The 16,400-nt window shown below is 66.3% G+C and carries 15 protein-coding genes; 5 read left to right on the plus strand and 10 right to left on the minus strand.

Features of this window, described 5'->3' with window-relative positions:
- Positions 1-24: 24 nt before the first annotated feature.
- Positions 25-738, minus strand: a complete 714-nt coding sequence (locus ACZYW1_RS07945) for a DUF5642 family protein (protein WP_463784705.1) — start codon at positions 736-738, stop codon at positions 25-27.
- A gap of 129 nt (positions 739-867) precedes the next feature.
- On the opposite strand from ACZYW1_RS07945, the gene ACZYW1_RS07950 reads away from it, so the two are divergent.
- On the plus strand, positions 868-1,737 hold the full coding sequence (locus ACZYW1_RS07950) for an alpha/beta hydrolase (RefSeq protein ID WP_463784706.1): 870 nt from the start codon (positions 868-870) through the stop codon (positions 1,735-1,737).
- A gap of 5 nt (positions 1,738-1,742) precedes the next feature.
- Here the strand turns inward: ACZYW1_RS07950 and ACZYW1_RS07955 are convergent, their stop codons facing one another.
- From ACZYW1_RS07955 to ACZYW1_RS07995, 9 genes are all read right to left on the minus strand, one after another.
- Positions 1,743-3,860, minus strand: coding sequence for a heavy metal translocating P-type ATPase (locus ACZYW1_RS07955; RefSeq protein WP_463784709.1), 2,118 nt, complete (start codon positions 3,858-3,860; stop codon positions 1,743-1,745).
- A complete protein-coding gene (locus ACZYW1_RS07960) occupies positions 3,857-4,111 on the minus strand; it encodes a hypothetical protein (protein WP_463784712.1) in 255 nt (84 codons plus the stop codon). Before ACZYW1_RS07960 ends, ACZYW1_RS07955 begins: the two co-directional genes overlap by 4 nt.
- Complete coding sequence (locus ACZYW1_RS07965) at positions 4,108-4,650, minus strand: DUF3093 domain-containing protein (protein ID WP_463784714.1); 543 nt, start codon at positions 4,648-4,650, stop codon at positions 4,108-4,110. The genes ACZYW1_RS07960 and ACZYW1_RS07965 overlap by 4 nt, the downstream gene beginning before the upstream one ends.
- 62 nt (positions 4,651-4,712) lie before the next feature.
- Positions 4,713-5,141 (minus strand): hypothetical protein, encoded by a 429-nt coding sequence (locus tag ACZYW1_RS07970; protein WP_463784716.1) that lies wholly within the window; start codon positions 5,139-5,141, stop codon positions 4,713-4,715.
- Positions 5,138-6,154 carry a porphobilinogen synthase gene (gene hemB / locus ACZYW1_RS07975; RefSeq protein ID WP_463787742.1) on the minus strand — a complete coding sequence of 339 codons (1,017 nt, stop codon included), beginning with the start codon at positions 6,152-6,154 and terminating at the stop codon, positions 5,138-5,140. The genes ACZYW1_RS07970 and hemB overlap by 4 nt, the downstream gene beginning before the upstream one ends.
- Positions 6,155-6,219: 65 nt before the next feature.
- The gene (locus ACZYW1_RS07980) at positions 6,220-7,893 is read right to left on the minus strand and encodes a bifunctional uroporphyrinogen-III C-methyltransferase/uroporphyrinogen-III synthase (RefSeq protein WP_463784718.1); all 1,674 of its coding nucleotides are present in this window, start codon (positions 7,891-7,893) and stop codon (positions 6,220-6,222) included.
- Positions 7,894-7,931: 38 nt separating this feature from the next.
- On the minus strand, positions 7,932-8,858 hold the full coding sequence (hemC, locus tag ACZYW1_RS07985; RefSeq protein ID WP_463787743.1) for a hydroxymethylbilane synthase: 927 nt from the start codon (positions 8,856-8,858) through the stop codon (positions 7,932-7,934).
- Positions 8,859-8,871: 13 nt separating this feature from the next.
- Positions 8,872-10,215: a glutamyl-tRNA reductase gene (locus ACZYW1_RS07990; protein WP_463784721.1), complete on the minus strand. Its 1,344-nt coding sequence runs from the start codon at positions 10,213-10,215 to the stop codon at positions 8,872-8,874.
- A 98-nt stretch (positions 10,216-10,313) separates the two neighbouring features.
- Positions 10,314-10,574: a glutaredoxin family protein gene (locus ACZYW1_RS07995; RefSeq protein ID WP_463784722.1), complete on the minus strand. Its 261-nt coding sequence runs from the start codon at positions 10,572-10,574 to the stop codon at positions 10,314-10,316.
- Positions 10,575-10,950: 376 nt separating this feature from the next.
- Between ACZYW1_RS07995 and ACZYW1_RS08000 the strand changes: the two genes are divergently transcribed.
- The 4 genes from ACZYW1_RS08000 (at position 10,951) to ACZYW1_RS08015 (ending at position 16,359) form a co-directional block, all read left to right on the plus strand.
- Entirely contained in the window at positions 10,951-11,250 is a 300-nt protein-coding gene (locus tag ACZYW1_RS08000) for a hypothetical protein (RefSeq protein WP_463784725.1), read from the plus strand.
- Positions 11,251-12,809: 1,559 nt separating this feature from the next.
- The gene (locus ACZYW1_RS08005; RefSeq protein ID WP_463784727.1) at positions 12,810-13,250 is read left to right on the plus strand and encodes a hypothetical protein; all 441 of its coding nucleotides are present in this window, start codon (positions 12,810-12,812) and stop codon (positions 13,248-13,250) included.
- Positions 13,247-15,439, plus strand: a complete 2,193-nt coding sequence (locus ACZYW1_RS08010) for a DUF5631 domain-containing protein (protein ID WP_463784730.1) — start codon at positions 13,247-13,249, stop codon at positions 15,437-15,439. Before ACZYW1_RS08005 ends, ACZYW1_RS08010 begins: the two co-directional genes overlap by 4 nt.
- 11 nt (positions 15,440-15,450) lie before the next feature.
- Positions 15,451-16,359: a hypothetical protein gene (locus ACZYW1_RS08015; protein WP_463784731.1), complete on the plus strand. Its 909-nt coding sequence runs from the start codon at positions 15,451-15,453 to the stop codon at positions 16,357-16,359.
- The last annotated feature ends 41 nt before the right edge of the window (positions 16,360-16,400 follow it).

Below are 16,400 nucleotides of genomic sequence, written 5' to 3' on the forward strand. Positions count from 1 at the left end.
GTACCAACTCCTGCGGGCGACGCTCTACTTCTGCCGGAGCACCGCCACCGCCTTGGTGAGAAAATCTGCCAGCAGTTGAGGATCGGACTCACCGTCGACCACGACGGCCGTCTTGTCGCTCAGCGCGGCGGCGTACGTCAGCCGGTCGATGGACTTCGAGAATCCGGGTGTCGCGAAGTCCAGGTGCACCTTGACCGCGGAGGTCGAGGCACCGTCGATAGCCGGTCCGGCCATGACGTCTGCCGTTCCTCGCGCGCTGTCCTGCGATGTGAACGCGACATGGTTGCATCCGCCGCCCACGACAGGGTTCGGGATGACCTGAGACGTCTGCGTGGCGATGATCGTGACTTCTATTTGCGGACCGTGCGCGAGTAGTCCCTGCGATACCGCACCCGCCTCCACACCGGACGGCTTGAGCACCGTATTGCATTGGGGCGGATCGAAAGTGAACGAGAATTGTTTCGACAACCCGGCGATGCTGTCGGCCTGTTCTTTGGTGAGGGTGGTTCGCGGAATCTGGGTCACGGTGAACCCCGGCGGTAATTGGTTGGCCAGGTTGGTAATTCGACCGATGTCGTATCCACCGGGCGGTTCGGCAAGCACCGTCGACGACGGCTTCGCGGTGCTCGAGGTGCTGTGTGGACCATTTGCTTTTGGGCCGCCGGAGCCGCACGACGTCATGGCAACAGCGGCCAGCATCGCCACACCGAACCGGACCCCGACATTGGCGATGAGCATGGGCCGACCCTAACAACCGTCGCCGCCACCTGCCATTCACCAAGCCCGCAGCTCACACGTTGATTACGGTGCAGTACCGAAACGGCGTAGCTATTTCGGCGGCTCCGCTCCGCTCGGCATGATTGCGACATGCCTCAGCTGTCCCGTCGTGCTGCGCTGCGCATGGGCGTCAGCGCCGTCGCCGGGGCTGCGGGAATCTGGACGCTGGGCGCCGCGGTGGATCCGACCCGGGTGCCGGCCGATCCGAGTCCGTTCGACCCCGCCGCACCGCCCGCCCCGCCGGTCGCCGCGCCTGCGCCGCTGCCGACGAAGGTGTCCGGCTCATTCGTCTCCGCCGCCCGCGGAGGCGTGCTGACGAACTACATCATCGCCCGGCCGCCCGGTATTACCGGACCGCTGCGCCCGGTGATCGCCTTGCATGGCGTGCGCGGCAGCGCCAAACAGGTGATGAGCTTCGGCGTCGAACAAGCCCTCGCAGAACTGGCGAAAGCGGGCCGGCCACCGATCGCGGTGGTCGCCGTCGACGGCGGCGACAGCTATTGGCATCGCCGTGCCGGCGGCGAGGACGCGGGCTCGATGGTGCTCAACGAGCTGATCCCGATGTTGTCGACGATGAGCCTGGACATCACCCGCGTGGGCTTCCTGGGCTGGTCGATGGGCGGCTACGGCGCAATGCTGCTGGGCGCGCGACTCGGCCCGGCACGCACCGCGGGGATCTGCGCCGTCAGCCCGGCGCTGTATCAGTCGTACACCGCCAGCACCCTCGGGGCCTTCGACAGCTACGACGACTGGACTCGCAACACCGTCTTCGGATTGCCTGCGCTGTCAACGATTCCGCTGCGGATCGACTGCGGCAACGACGATCGCTTCGCACCGGCGGCGCACCAATTCATCGGCCAGCTCCGCACCCAGCCGGCCGGCGGATTCGGGCCCGGTGGACACGACGAGGCGTACTGGTCACAGCAGCTGCCGGGTGAGCTGGCCTGGCTGGCGTCCTGACCGGACTAGCCGCGAAAGCGCTTGAGCCGCAAGCTATTTGTCACCACGAGCAACGACGAACATGCCATTGCCGCGCCAGAGATCATCGGGTTCAGCAGGCCCAGCGCAGCCAGCGGAATGGCCGCGGCGTTGTAGGCGAACGCCCAGAACAGGTTGATCCGGATCGTCCGCAGCGTGCGAGCCGACAGTCGCAGCGCGGTCGGCACGGTGTGCACCCCGGTGCGCATCAGCGTGAGATCTCCGGCGTCGATCGCGGCGTCGGTGCCACTGCCCATCGCCATGCCGATGTCAGCGACCGCGAGCGCCACCGAGTCGTTGACCCCGTCGCCGACCATCGCCACGACCCGACCCTGGCGCTTCAAAGATGTAATGACGTCCGCTTTTTCGGTCGGCAGCACACCCGCGATCACGTTGTCGGGTGCGATCCCGACCTCGTCGGCGACCTGCCGGGCCACTGCGGCGCTGTCGCCGGTGAGCAACATCGAGGTGATGCCCATGGCCTGCAATTCGGCGATCGCCGCGGCGCTGTCGGGCTTGACCTGATCGGCCAGCGTGATCACCCCGCGGACCTGCCCGTCCCATGCCACCTGGACCGCCGTCTGACGTGCCGTCGGAGTCAGTAGGTCGACACCGGCCAGTGAACCGACCCGGGACACCGCGATCTCGACGCCGTCGACCACGCCGACCACGCCGGTTCCTGGATCGTTGGCGAAGCGGCTCGGGCCGTCGCCGATGGTCAGGCCGCGGCTGCGGGCGGCTGTCACGATGGCCGCGGCCACCGGATGCTCGGAGGCCGACTCGACCGCAGCGGCTTTGGCAAGCACCACGTCGGCGTCCTCCCCCGGCCGGGCGTCGATGGCGTGCACGGTCATCGCGCCGGTGGTCAGGGTTCCGGTTTTGTCGAAGACGACGGTGTCGACACCTTCGATGGTCTCCAGCAGCTTGGGGTCCTTGATCAGAATGCCCAGCTGGGCGCCGCGGCCGGTGCCGACCAGGATCGCAGTCGGAGTGGCCAACCCCAGCGCACAGGGGCAGGCGATGATCAGCACCGCGACGGCCGCGGTGAACGCCGCCGCCGCCGGCGCTCCGGCCAGCAGCCAGCCGGCCATCGTCGCTGCAGCGATCACCAGCACCGCCGGCACGAAGACCGCCGCCACCCGATCGGCCATCCGCTGGACGGGTGCCTTGTCGTTCTGCGCGTCGCTGACCAGTTTCGCCATCCGCGCCAACTGGGTGTCGGCGCCCACCTTGGCGGCGCGCACCAACAACCGGCCGTAGGTGTTCAGCGAGCCGCCGACCACGGTGTCGCCGGTGGTCACGTCGACCGGTGCCGGCTCACCCGTCATCGCTGAGGTGTCCAACGCCGTTGCGCCGTCCACGATCACGCCGTCGGTGGCTACCCGCTCGCCCGGTCGCACCACCACGATGTCGCCGACGCGCAACTGCCCGACCGGCACCTGAACCTCGTCGCCGTCGCGCAATACCGCGGCGTCCTTGGCGCCCAGACTCAACAGGGAGCGCAACGCCGCGCCCGACGCGCGTTTGGCCCGCGCCTCGGCGTAGCGGCCGGCCAGCTGAAACACCGTGACCGCGCCCGCGACTTCGAAGTAGACCGGGCCCGCGCCCCGCAGCACCGCCGCCGTCGACCAGAAATAGGCGGCCAGCGTGCCCAACGACACCAGCGTGTCCATCGTCGAACTGCGATGCCGGAGGCCGAGCAGCGCCAGGCGATGGAACGGGTAGCCGCCCCACGCGACGACCGGCGTGGTGAGCGCCAGCGCCATCCACTGCCAGCCGGCGAACTGCCAGCCCATCACCATCGACACCGCCACCACCGGAATCGCCAGCAGCGCAGAGCCGACCAGCCGCGTGCGCAACTCGTCCTGCGGCAGCTCGTCGGCGTGGGTGAACGGGTCGACGACCACCGAGGCGTGATAGCCCGTGGACTCCACCGCCCGGATCAGGTCGCCGGCCGACACCGCGGACTCGTGCTGGACGTGGGCGCGTTCGAGCGCGAAATTGACCGCAGCGCGCACGCCGTCGAGACGGTTGAGGGCACCCTCGATACGTACGGCGCACGACCCGCAGCTCATGCCCCGCAGGTCGAGGTCGGTGGTCGTCATGCCACCGGAGCGCGGCCGGCTCGTCGCAACCGCGCGACACCGACCACCGCCAGCATCCCGGCCAGCGCCGCCAACAGCAGGGCCACGAACAGCATCGACGGGTCGTAGGCCACCGACGTGGTCACCGGTTGATCCTTGAGGACGGGCGCGACGGCTACGGTGGATCGCACCGCCGACCAGCTGGCCACGCAACCGACGATCGCGGCACCGGCCAACAGCAGCTCAATGACCGCGCGAATGCGTTCTTTCACCAGTTCGAGCTCTCGTCGGAATGGTCATCCTCGGGCGGCTGGTCGGGTCCGACTCGCTCTTCGACCAGCGGAGTCAGCAGATTGCGCAGATGACGGTGCTTGCGCGCCCACGCCTGGGCGGTGCGGCCACCGGTGAGCCGCAGCCCGATGCCGGTGCGGCCCTTGGGTACTCCGGTCAGCTCGCCGAGCGCGCGGGCGGACTGCCAGCGCTCGAGGTCCTTCTTCGCCGCCATCGGATGGTCGGGCTCCGGGTACACCTTGACGATCTCGGCGACTCTGATCGTCTCGGTGCCTTGGCGCAGAGTATGCGGGGTCAGCACGACGGAAGTGTGAATCCGTGCCGCTTTGATTTGCAGCGCAACGAAACTCGAGATGATGACGAGGAAGAACAACGGTATCGAGACTTGCCAGCCGTTGCCGTTGGACTTCTCGATCCACAGCATGATCCCGGCCGCCAGCGGCCCGGTCAGCACCCAGTACCAACTGGCACCGACCTCTCGAAAGATCGGCGCCGCGTCAGTGTCCGTCCCCGCAGTCACGTCACCCATCATCCCCTGCTGAAAGAGTCGGCAAACCACCTGGGGTCATTAGATCGGGCCCCTCACCTGGTGAAGTATTCGTGCGAGTCCCTGCGATGCAGCAGGAACATTCCCCCGGCGATCAGCACCGACCCGGTGATACCGGTGACGCCGCACGCGACGGCCCACACCGGTGGCCAGGTCACGGTGAACAGGCGGATCCCGACGTAGACCACGGTCGCCATCGCCCCACCTGTCAAAATTGTTCGGGCCCAGCGATATCCGGCCCGCATCAGGATCAGAAAAGTCACCACGATCGCGCACATCACCGCGGTGAACAGTCCCGACCCGATCATCAGCGCCGGGGGGCCGTGGCCGTTCGACGAGCCGACGAAATCAGCGACGTAGCCGACCACCATCAGCGGCACGGCGACCAGCCACAGCCAAAAGCCGGTGTCGACGTCCACCGGCCTGGCCGGCGGCTCCTGCGCTTGGTCGGTGGGGCCCGTCACGACAACCAGTTGGCCGCGGCGACGGCCCAGTAGGTCAGCACCATGTCGGCGCCCGCCCGCCGGATGCCGATCAACGACTCGAGGGCGGCGGAACGCTCGTCGATCCAGCCGTTGGCTGCGGCCGCGGCGATCATCGCGTACTCCCCCGACACCTGATAGGCGGCGACGGGTACCGGCGACATTTCGGCGGCTGCCCTGACGATGTCCAGGTAGCTCATCGCCGGCTTCACCATCACGATGTCGGCACCCTCGTCGAGGTCGAGCTGCACTTCACGTAACGCCTCGCGGGCGTTGCCCGGCTCCTGCTGGTAGGTGCGGCGGTCGCCGATCAGGCTGGAGCTCACCGCTTCCCGGAACGGGCCATAAAAGGCCGACGCGAACTTCGCGGCGTAGGCCAGGATGATCACGTCGGTGTGACCGGCGGCGTCCAGCCCGTCGCGGATGGCCGCCACCTGGCCGTCCATCATCCCGCTCGGGCCGACCACATGGGCGCCGGAATCCGCTTGTGCGACAGCCAGTTCCACGTATCGCCGCACCGTGGCGTCGTTGTCGACGCGGCCGCGTTCGTCGAGGACGCCGCAGTGGCCATGGTCGGTGAACTCGTCGAGGCAGGTATCGGCCATCAGCACGGTCGAGTCGCCGAGGTCCTCGGTCAGGTCGCGCAGCGCGACGTTGAGGATGCCGTCGCGATCCGTGCCCACCGACCCAGTGGCGTCCTTGTCGTCGGCGCGAGGCACACCGAACAGCATCAGTCCGCCCACGCCGGCACTCACCGCCTCCGCGGCAGCCTTGCGGAGCGACTCGCGGGTGTGTTGGACGACGCCCGGCATGGACGCGATCGGCACCGGCTCGTCGATGCCGTCGGCGACGAACATCGGCAACACCAAATGCCTTGGCTCGAGCGATGTCTGGGCGACCAGCCGGCGCAGTGCCGGGGTCGACCGAAGCCGGCGCGGACGCTGCAGGGGCGCGACGTGGCGACCCGCTGCACCCGGCTCGGCCGCGCTTGCGATCGCCACGGTCTCATGGTGGCGACCCGCTGCACCCGGCTCGGCCGCGCTTGCGATCGCCACGGTCTCTACCGCCTGCGGCTCTTCTTACGCGGCGGCGGCAGCGCACCCTCGGCGCGCAGCCGGGCGGCGTGCTCTGCCAGCGCCTCGATCAACGGACCCACCGCGGCGGTCTCGGGCTGCACGTCGACACGCAGACCGAATTCGGCTGCGGTCTCTGCGGTTTTCGGCCCGATACAGGCGACGATGGTGCGTGCGTGCGGCTTGCCGGCGATGCCGACCAGGTTGCGCACGGTCGAGCTGGAGGTGAAGCACACCGCGTCGAAGCCACCGGTCTTGATCATCTCGCGGGTGGCTGCCGGCGGCGGGGCGGCCCGCACGGTCCGGTAGGCGGTGACGTCTTCGATCTCCCAGCCACGTTCACGCAGACCTTCGGCCAGCGTCTCGGTGGCGATGTCGGCACGCGGCAGCAGCACCCGGTTCACCGGGTCGAAAATGCTGTCGTAGTCCGGGAATTCGTCCAGCAGGCCCAGCGAGGACTGCTCGCCGGAGGGCACCAGCTCGGGGCTGATACCGAAGGCGCGAACCCGGTCCGCGGTCGATTCGCCGACGCAGGCGATCTTCACGCCGGAGAACGCGCGGGCGTCCAGGCCGAACTCGCCGAACTTCTCCCAGACAGCGCGCACCGCGTTGGTGGAGGTGAACACGACCCACTGGTAGCGACCGTCGACCAGACCCTTGACCGCACGCTCCATCTGGGCGGGGCTGCGGGGCGGCTCGACGGCGATGGTCGGGACCTCGATCGGCAGTGCGCCGTGCGCGGTCAGCCGCTCGCTCATCTCGCCGGCCTGATCCTTGGTGCGCGGCACCAGGACGGTCCAGCCGTACAGGGCGCGACTCTCCCACCAGTTCAGCTTGGCCCGGTTGGCGACGGTCTTGCCGATCGTCACGATCACCGGTGACGGGGCCGCGGCGTCGCCGCCCAAAAGCAGTGTCGAGTCGGTCAACCCGCCCAGCGTCGACTCCACCGACCGCTGCTGGCAGGTGGTGCCCGAGGAGGTCACCACGCACGGGGTGCTGTCGGCCAGGCCGTACTCGATCAGCGTGCGCGCCGAGTCGGCCACGTGCGCGGAGGTGGCCTGCAGGATCAGCGGACCCGGTCCCGCGGCCAGGGCACCCCAGTCGACGTTCGGGTCGCGGACGTCGGCGACGGTGTGCGAGGAGCCCAGAGGCAGACCCGCATAGGTCGGGACCGCGTCACTGGCGGACAGGCCCGGCACGATCTCGAAGTGCAGATGGCTGCGGGCCACGGCGTTCACCTCGGTGATCACCGAGTCCACCGACAGCGGGTCGCCGGCCACCAGCCGCACCACGTCGGAGCCGGTGCGGGCCTCGACGACCAGCGTCTTGGCCACCTCGGCGGGGTCGCCCAGCGCGGGCCGGACGTCGGGTCCCACTGAGACCACGGCGGCGGGTTGCTCTTTGGTGTCGGCACTGGCCGTGTCATCGCCGGCTCCACCGGTCGACGCCGCTGGCGGCTCGGCCGGCGCGGGCCCGGAGACTGGCGGCAGATCCTTGCCGATCAACGCCAGCACTGCCTCGGGCACGTCGGGGTCAATGAACACCAGGGGGGCATTGGCCAGCACCGCTGCGGCCCGCGTCGTCAGTAGGGCAGGGTCGCCAGGACCCGAACCCACGAACATGATGCGGCCGGGCCTCGGCTTGCGCCCTCGCGTCGTCATCGTCGCTCCTACCTACCTACCTTGTTGGCGTGCTTGCCTTACCGCGCGCTCGCCATGACTTCCCGTGCGCCCAAGTCGAACAGCTCGGCGGCCACCGAGAGCCCCAGCTCCCGTGCCCGATCCGGACTGCCGATCCCGGACGCGCGGATCACGTCAGATCCGTCCAGCGCCGCCACACAGCTGCGCAGCGACAACTCCTCGAAGATGCGGCCGTCCTCGTCGATGGATTCGACCACTTCCGCGATCGCCCCCACCGGCGCGGAACAACCCGCCTCCAGTTCGGCGAGCAGGGCACGCTCGGCGGTGACGGCCGCTCGGGAGTCGGCGTCGTCCAGCTCTGCCAGCAGTGTCGCGAGCCGGGAATCCCCGGAGCGGCACTCGATGGCGAGCGCCCCTTGAGCCGGGGCCGGCAGCATCTGCACCGGTTCCAGCGTCTCGGTGACGGCGTCGAGACGTCCCAGCCGGGTCAGACCCGCCCGGGCAACCACGATCGCGTCCAAATCGCCATTGCTTACCCTGTTCAACCTGGTGTCTAGGTTGCCTCGTAGGGGGCGAATTTCCAAACCGAGACCCAGTGCTCTAAGCTGCGCGGCCCGACGAGGCGACGAGGTACCGATAACTGCGCCGTTCGGCAGCTGTCCCAGCACCAACCCATCGCGGGCCACCAGGGCGTCGCGGGCGTCTTCACGAGGCGGGATGGCGGCGATCACGAACCTGGCGTCAGGTGCGGTCGGCAGATCTTTGTACGAATGCACCGCCATATCGACCTCGCGGGCGTCGATGGCCTCCCGCAGTGCGGCCGTGAAAACGCCGACGCCGATGTCGGCGACCGGCTCGTGCGACTGGTCGCCCGCGGTGCTGATGATCACCAGTTCGGCCTCGTGACCTTTGGCCAGCAGAGCATCGCGAATACTGCCCGCCTGGGTAGTGGCCAGCACGCTGCCACGAGTGCCTATCCGAATCACGTCGGCCAAGCGGCTACTCGGCAGAATCTGTTGGCACAGAGGGCAATTCGCCCGCGTTAGCAACGGCGTCGACCGCGGTCTGGTCGAGCTCGAACAACTCTCTCAGCGCCTCGGCATAGCTGTCGCCGCCGGGCGCGCTGGCCAGTTGCTTGATCCGCACGGTGGGAGCGTGCAGCAGCTTGTCCACGACGCGGCGCACGGTGCGAGCCACCTCGTCTTTGTGGGCGGCGTCCAGGCCCGGCAGCCGGTTGTCGAGGCGTAGCAGTTCGGCCTCGACCACGTCGGCCGCGCGCTGCCGCAGAGCGGTGACGGTCGGGGTGACCTCGGCCATCCGCTGGCCGGCCAGATAGGTGGCGACTTCGGCGGCCACCAGATGGCGGGCCGCATCGGCGTCGGCCGCGGCGGCTTTGGCCGACGGTTCGCGCTGGATGCGGTCCATGTCGACCACCCAGACGCCAGGAAGGCCCGACACGGTGGGGTCGACATCGCGCGGCATGCCCAGGTCGCAGATCACCAGCGGCTGGTCTTCGCGGCGGCTGGCGGCCAGAGCGTTGTGCACGTCGGCCAGCGATACGACCGGGCGCACCGCGCCGGTGCAACTGACCACTACGTGCGCGTCGGCCAGTGCGTCGGACAGGTTCTCCAGACTCATCGCCTCAGCCGTGGTGCCGGCGTCGCGGATTTTGCGGGCCAGCCGCTGCGCGCGAGGCAGCGAGCGGTTGACGACGTAGACGTTGCCGATTCCGGCGCGGGTCAGGTGGGCGGCGGACAGCGCACCCATCGCACCGGCGCCGACGACGACGGCCGTCTTGCCTTGCAGGCCACCAATTTTGGAGTCGGCCATGCCGAGTGCGACCGAGACGACCGAGGCGCCGGCCGCGTCGATGCCGGTTTCGGAGTGCACCCGCTTGCCGACCGCCAGCGCACGCTGGGCCAACTCATGTAGGACCCGGCCGACGGTCTGGTTGGTCTCGGCGGCGGCGTAGGCGCGACGGACCTGACCCAGCACCTGCGCCTCGCCGACCACGGCCGAGTCCAGGCCGCTGGCGACGGCGAAGAAGTGCTCTACGGCGGCTTCGCTGTAGCGGACGTAGGCGTATTTGGTGAGGTCGGGAACCGACATGCCGGAGTGATCGGCGAGCACCTGGCCGATGGCGGACAGGCCGCCGTGGAAGGCGTCGACGACGGCGTAGACCTCGACGCGGTTGCAGGTGGAGAGCACCATGGCTTCGGTCACCAGCGGCGACTGCATGATTCGGTCGATGAGCTTGATCTGCTCGGACTCGTCCGTGCTGAGCTGCTCCAAGACGGAGACCGGGGCGCTACGGTGCGATACACCGAAAAGCAGCACGCTCACGGCTGAATCACCTGGCCTGCTCCCTTGCTAACACCGGTGAATTGACTGCTCTCCACCGTAGACGGTTACTTGAGGGCCCACCAAATTTGCGCTGGAAGTCACTCCCTGGCCAGATCCTTGCGCAGCCGGGGCTCGTCGAGTTCCCAGTAGCTGTGTTCGCGGCCGTCGAGCAGGACGACAGGCAGTCGGTCGCCGAACTCCGCTCTGAGCTTTGGGTTGCCTGCTTGGGCTTCGGCGTCGACGTCGGTGGTGTCGACGTCGAAGTCGAGTTCTTGCGCAAGCTTGGCCAGCTGCGCGTGGACGCCGTCGCAGATCGAGCAGCCGGCGCGCGTCAGGAGTCGGACGTTGCGGCGGGACATGGGTTTCAGTGTCTCAGTCGCGGCATTTGCGTAGGCTGGGACCGGAATGGTGACTACCCGACTCGTTGAGCGGCGATACCGTTGGCGCATGTCAGAACAGCCGCCTAGCGGGCCTTCTCATGAGCACAGCGCCAGTAGCTTTCCAGCTGCATCGCCAGCGACGGGGCCGTATCCCCCGCCGCAGTGGCCTACCCGGATATCCCAGCCATCCCGCTGGCCAACAGTTGCAGCGCTCGCGATCGCACTTCTCGCTACGGCGCTAGCCATCGTGGGCTGGTTTCGCCCCACGCCTACACCGGCCGCGCAAGCATCTGCTCCGACACACACCGCGCAGCAGATATCTGGCGCAAAAACGAGTACTTGCGCGGCGTTTGCAGTGGTGAATAAGGGAATCGCCTTACAGACCAACGGCGCCGATAGCGACAACCCCGCACTTGTTCAGGCTGAGGCGGCAAATGCTAGATTATCAACGATTTCGGGCGGATGGTATTTGAAAGCTCGTCTGGATAAAGCAGCCCCACCGGACCTTACCTCCGCCGTCGAGCACCTGTCCGACATACTTCTTGACTTAGGTGCAAATTATTTGGCGGGTGCGAAAGACGATGACCCTGCGCAGTCCGCAATGAAGAGCGACGGTAATGCTGCTTTCGCACAAGTACAAGAAATGTGTAAGTAGGTATGGCACGAACTGGTCTGTTAGGAGGCCCTGATTCCGCCAGAAATGCATTGCGCGTCGAACTCGATTCTGATGTCACGGCAATAGACGGACTTTGCAAATGAACATGAGGCCAGCCAGCTGGTACGGCCCGGCGAATCGCGACTCGCAGTTGAGCGTACAACTCGGCCCGTGGGTCGGCACGGAGTTGCTACTGTGATTATCCGACATTTGCTCGCATGGAAGCTCTCGAATTGATCACACCCAGAATGCCACGACGCCGACACGCCTCACGCTCAGCCAAATTTCCGGGTCTTTTCGGAGATCCAGCAGGACAATACCGCTGCAGCGCCGCGTTCTTGAAAAGTTTAGATGCCTGCAATCGACGTTAATTAGCGCATCAGGACCCAGACGCCAGCGAGGCTAAGTTTCAGACGGTAGTTAGGTTCCTCTTCAGACGTGGAGCCGCGCAGACGGGGATTGCAAGATCAATACCTGCTTCGCCGATCGGCGATACCGTTGCCTTATGTCGGAGCAGCCGCGTAGCGGCCCTCCCTGTAGGGAGGGCGTACATGGGATTCCAGCTATTCCTGAAGCCGCTGAGCATCACGCGGCGCCCGCAGGTCCGCCGCAATGGCCGAACGCACCAGCCCGGCCCCCTCGTTGGCCTACGTTCGTAGCGCTCGCAGTTGCACTTCTTGCTGCTGGACTGGCCATCGCGGGCTGGTTTCGCCCGATGCCTCCGCCAGTTCAAACGCGCCCGGCATCGCCCACCTACACCGAACAGCAGATCTCCGGTGCGAAAACTCACGCGTGCGAAGCTTTTGAGCTAATTCAGAAGGGTGTCGCATTACAGACGAATCCGCTGCCAAACGACGATCCCGGTGTGGCGAACGCTCAAGCAGCACACGCACAGCTGTCGCTAGTTGCCGGAGCTTATTACCTACGGGATCACTTAGAGCCCGCGACTCCCGCACCCCTCGTGGCAGACATCCGCCAATTTGCGGCAATAGCCCTCGATATTGGAGTCAACGCTCTAACGGGCGCCAAAAACGCTGATCCATCCCAATCGGCACTCATAAGAGCAGGGAATGACGCCGTCGACCGCGCCGCTGAACAGTGCAAGTGACGGCATACCAGCCGGCACACTCGAGTCGCCTGATTCGTGAGACAAGTCTCTCGCGCACCGTTCCAGACCCTGCGTCTGAGCACACTGACATTAGCCGTCGTCGCCGACCTGGCACTTTGCTGATCCGCAAACCAGACCGCAGGGCTTGTGCCGCCCTAGCTATGAGATCAAGCACCGCTGGCACCCGGACGTACTGCTGTGCGCGGTCAACGTCGTTCACCCTCCCCACTGGTAGCGCTCTGGACTCTAGAAGCTGACTACCGGAGTTCGTGATCGACGATACGATTGGCCCATGTCGGAACAGCCGCCTAGCGGGCCTTCCTATGGGCAAAGTGCCAGCGGGTTTCCAGCTGCTTCGCCGGCGACGGGGCCGTATCCCCCGTCGCAGTGGCCAACCCCGACATCTCAGCCGTCGCGCTGGCCGACGCTAGCAGCGCTGGCGCTTGCGCTCGTGGCGACCGTTTTAGCAATCGTCGGGTGGTTTCGCCCAGCAGCAACACCTTCACCGCCGCCGGCTTCAGTCAACCCCGGTCCTACGTACACCGAGCAACAAGTTTCAGATGCTAAGAGCCACGCATGCGCAGCGTTCGACCTCGTAAACAAGGGCATGACGCTCGAAACAAATGGTCAGCTCAGCAAGGACCCTGCAATGGAATTAGCGCAGGGCACGAACGCCCGACTGACGACCATTTCGAGTGGGTGGTATCTGAGGGCGCGCTTAGAACCAGCTACTTCGGCTGATCTTGCAGGAGCAGTGCGGCACTTATCAGACGTGCTGCTCGATCTAGGGGCGAACTATTTGGCTGGGGCGAAGGACGATCAGCCCGCACAGAGCGCCCTCAAGAATGAGGGCAACACCGCATTTGAAAAAGTCAGCGATTTGTGCAAATGACGCAAGCTGGCGACCCTTGGTTTGAAGCGATGGTAGGTCAGTGGTGGACGCCACCGCTGGACCTCGGCGTCGTAGGTGCCGCCGCAACCAAGCGGCAGGCGACCTCCACAGCCTGGCACAATTTCTCCACACAGCTGAGGCAGGCACTTTCCGGGCCGCTGAATCCAGAGATTCAAATGGGGATGACAGCAGACTCAATCCGCGACGCCTTCACCCGAGGCGCAGATCAAGCAGGGGATGTAGCCGATACCAACGAGGCCATCAGCAAGGCACACGGGTCAGCTCATCATTGGGTTGGTGACTTAAATTCACGTCTAGAGTCGATCGCGCACAACGGCAAAAAGGAGATCGACGATATTCAACAATCGAAGGACCTGCCGCCTATTAAGGTGGGCAAGATTGTTGATGTTTTGATGCGCTGCCAACAAGACGCGAACTCAGCTGCGGCGCCTTGCACTCAAAATATTTTTGAAGCCATGCAGTCAGTTCTCGATCGGCGCGGTATCCCCAAATCGGCCCGCCAATTCGCCCAAGAACATGGCATAGATACCACCCGCTTACTCAGTTCCCCGAGTAAAGAGACAGTGACCAAGCAGGTTAACAATATTCTTAATCAGGGAGGTCCGAACGGAACGCCTCCTTCTGACGGCATTAAGTCACCAATAGGCAATATGAGCCAAGGCGGCACGCCCGCTTCAACCACCCCAGGGCCGACGCAGGCCGCTCCGTTATCAGACGGGGGCGGACTTAACCAGGGCGGCATCGCGCCCTCTGGAAACCCGACCACTGCGGTGGGCGGTCAACGGTCGGGCTTCGGTAACTTCAATCAGGCGGGCGTGCCAGTGACTTCGACACCGGCGGCGTCTACTGGTCCAAATTTGAGCAGTCCAGGATCTCCTGCGACGTCGGTAATGGGTGGCCCGCTAGGACCCAACACATTGGCCTCCGGGACCTCTACCGGCGCATTCAGCCCTGCGGCTCTGGCCTCGGGCGCACAGCCGAATGCTTTAGCGCAAGGCCTGAATCCCGCCTTGGGCCAGGGCACCCCGATGTCAGGCGCCTTCAATAACGTGCCCCCCGTTACCAGCCCAGTCCAGCCGCAGTTGCCCGTCCAACCAACGACGTCTGACTTCTCGGGATCGACCGTTCCGGCGACTGCCCACGCGCCCGCCTTCGATGCTCCTCCGCCTGCGCCTCCAGCACCGGTCGCTCCGCATACAGCGGTAACCGACTCGGCCCCAGCTTATTTGGCGGGTCCGGCAGCCGCGGCCCCTGCGGCACCCGCTGGCCCGCTGCCGACCTACGGATCTGACATCCGACCGCCCACCCCGACGATCTCCGCACCGACGATTCCGTCGAGCCCGTCAGCGATCTCCTCGGTATCTTCAGCTGCCTCACCGGCTTCCGCTCCCGTCAGCCCGTCGGCCGGAGCCGGCGGACTCGCGCAGCCCGTCGTTCGCACACCGCCGACGGCCGCGATGGCGCACCCGGCGCCGGCCGGCATCGGCGAGCAGGCCGTCGCCGCAGCGGCGGGCGGCGCGGCCGCAGGTGCAGCCTCGGCAGCAGCCACTGCGAAGGCCCGTCTGCAGCGGTTGGTCGACTTCGTCGCCAGCCAAGAGCCCCGTCTGCGATGGGCTGCTGGCGAAAAAACAGATGGCACAACCATTCTGGTGACCGACCTCGCGAGCGGCTGGATCCCGCCGAACATCGCGATACCGTCGGTCATGACCCTGCTCGATCCGGGCGAACGACGCGGCGATCTCGAAACCTTGCTTGGTGAGATCAGCGCCTCGGCCAGTTACACCCCGCTGCACTACCTACCGGAATCACCGGTCGACGGCGAGCCGATCCCCACCTCCCCGCGCCCACGACAGGTCCCGGCCGTCGAAGAACTCGGCTGGGAGCTGGGTCAGGCGACCAACTGGCGAGATGGGTTGCCACAGATGGCGCACACCTTGGCCAAAGCCGCGTCAGCTGGCACAGGTGTCGTCGACAACGAAGTCGAATTTCTCCACCAGCATCTAGCATCGTTACGCGACCGGGTCCTGGACGCCTACCCGGACGACGTGGACGACGCCGCGGTGGCGAACTGGCAATTGCTGGCGTCGATCGAAGCACTGGCGGCCTCCGACACCAACGGGGCCAACTACCACTTTGCCTGGTTTCAGGCGCTGAACCGCGTTTCCTAGGAAGAAGATTCATGAGCGGACCGGACGAGGTACAGATCAATCCCGCCCAGCTTGCGCAGGCGTTGGGTCTGCCACCGCCGCCGCCATTGACGCCAGATCAGATCGCTTCGGGAACCTCCCTGATGAGTCAGCTACTCGCCACCCTTGGACTCGCCGGGAACGCCGGTGATCCCCAGGACGCGGCAGACGCCGCGGCGGGGCACGCAAAGCGCGGTGAAAAGACGGGCGACGCGATGCAGCAGTTCCCTGCGAGCGATCAACAGGCCAGCCAACAACTTCAGCAGTTGATGAGTTCCGCCACTCAGATGCCTCAGCAGTTCATGCAAGCGTTCACTCAGATGTTCCAAGGTTTGTCACAAGGCATGAATCAGGCTATGCAGCAAGGCATGCAGGTAGGTCAGCAGTTGGCCAGCAGTGTCGGCAAAGCCGGAGCGGGCGCCGGTGCGTCGCTACCCGCCGACGCGCTCGGCGGCGCGCTCGGTGCGGGCGGTGCAGGGCTGGGCGCCGGCGGCGGCGGTGCGGGACTCGCGGGTGCGACAACCCCGGCTGGAAACCTTGGCCCACCACCGGTTCCGACGGCGGGCACGGTTCCGATGTCGTCGCAGCAAGCGCCCGTGACCGCGCCACCTGCCAGTGAAGGTGCGGGTGCCCGCGGAGGGATGGGCGGCGGCATGCCGATGATGCCGCCCGGCGCCGGAGGCGCCGCTGCGGGCGGTGGCGACAACAAGGCCGACACCAAGCGCGTCGTCCCACCGACGGTCAAGAACGGCGCCCCGGTGCAGGGCCGCATCACGACACCGCAGACCGCACCCGAAGTCGTCAAACGTGTTGCCGGCAAACCAATCGCCAGTCGTCGCATCCTCGCGCCCGAAGATAAGCGCGACGACGAAAACGACGAGAACAGCCGCAACAGCTCGTAGTCAGATCACCCGGCTCAGGGTGAATTGTGCCGAACGATCGC

The organism is Mycobacterium sp. IDUB_36 (assembly GCF_055419225.1).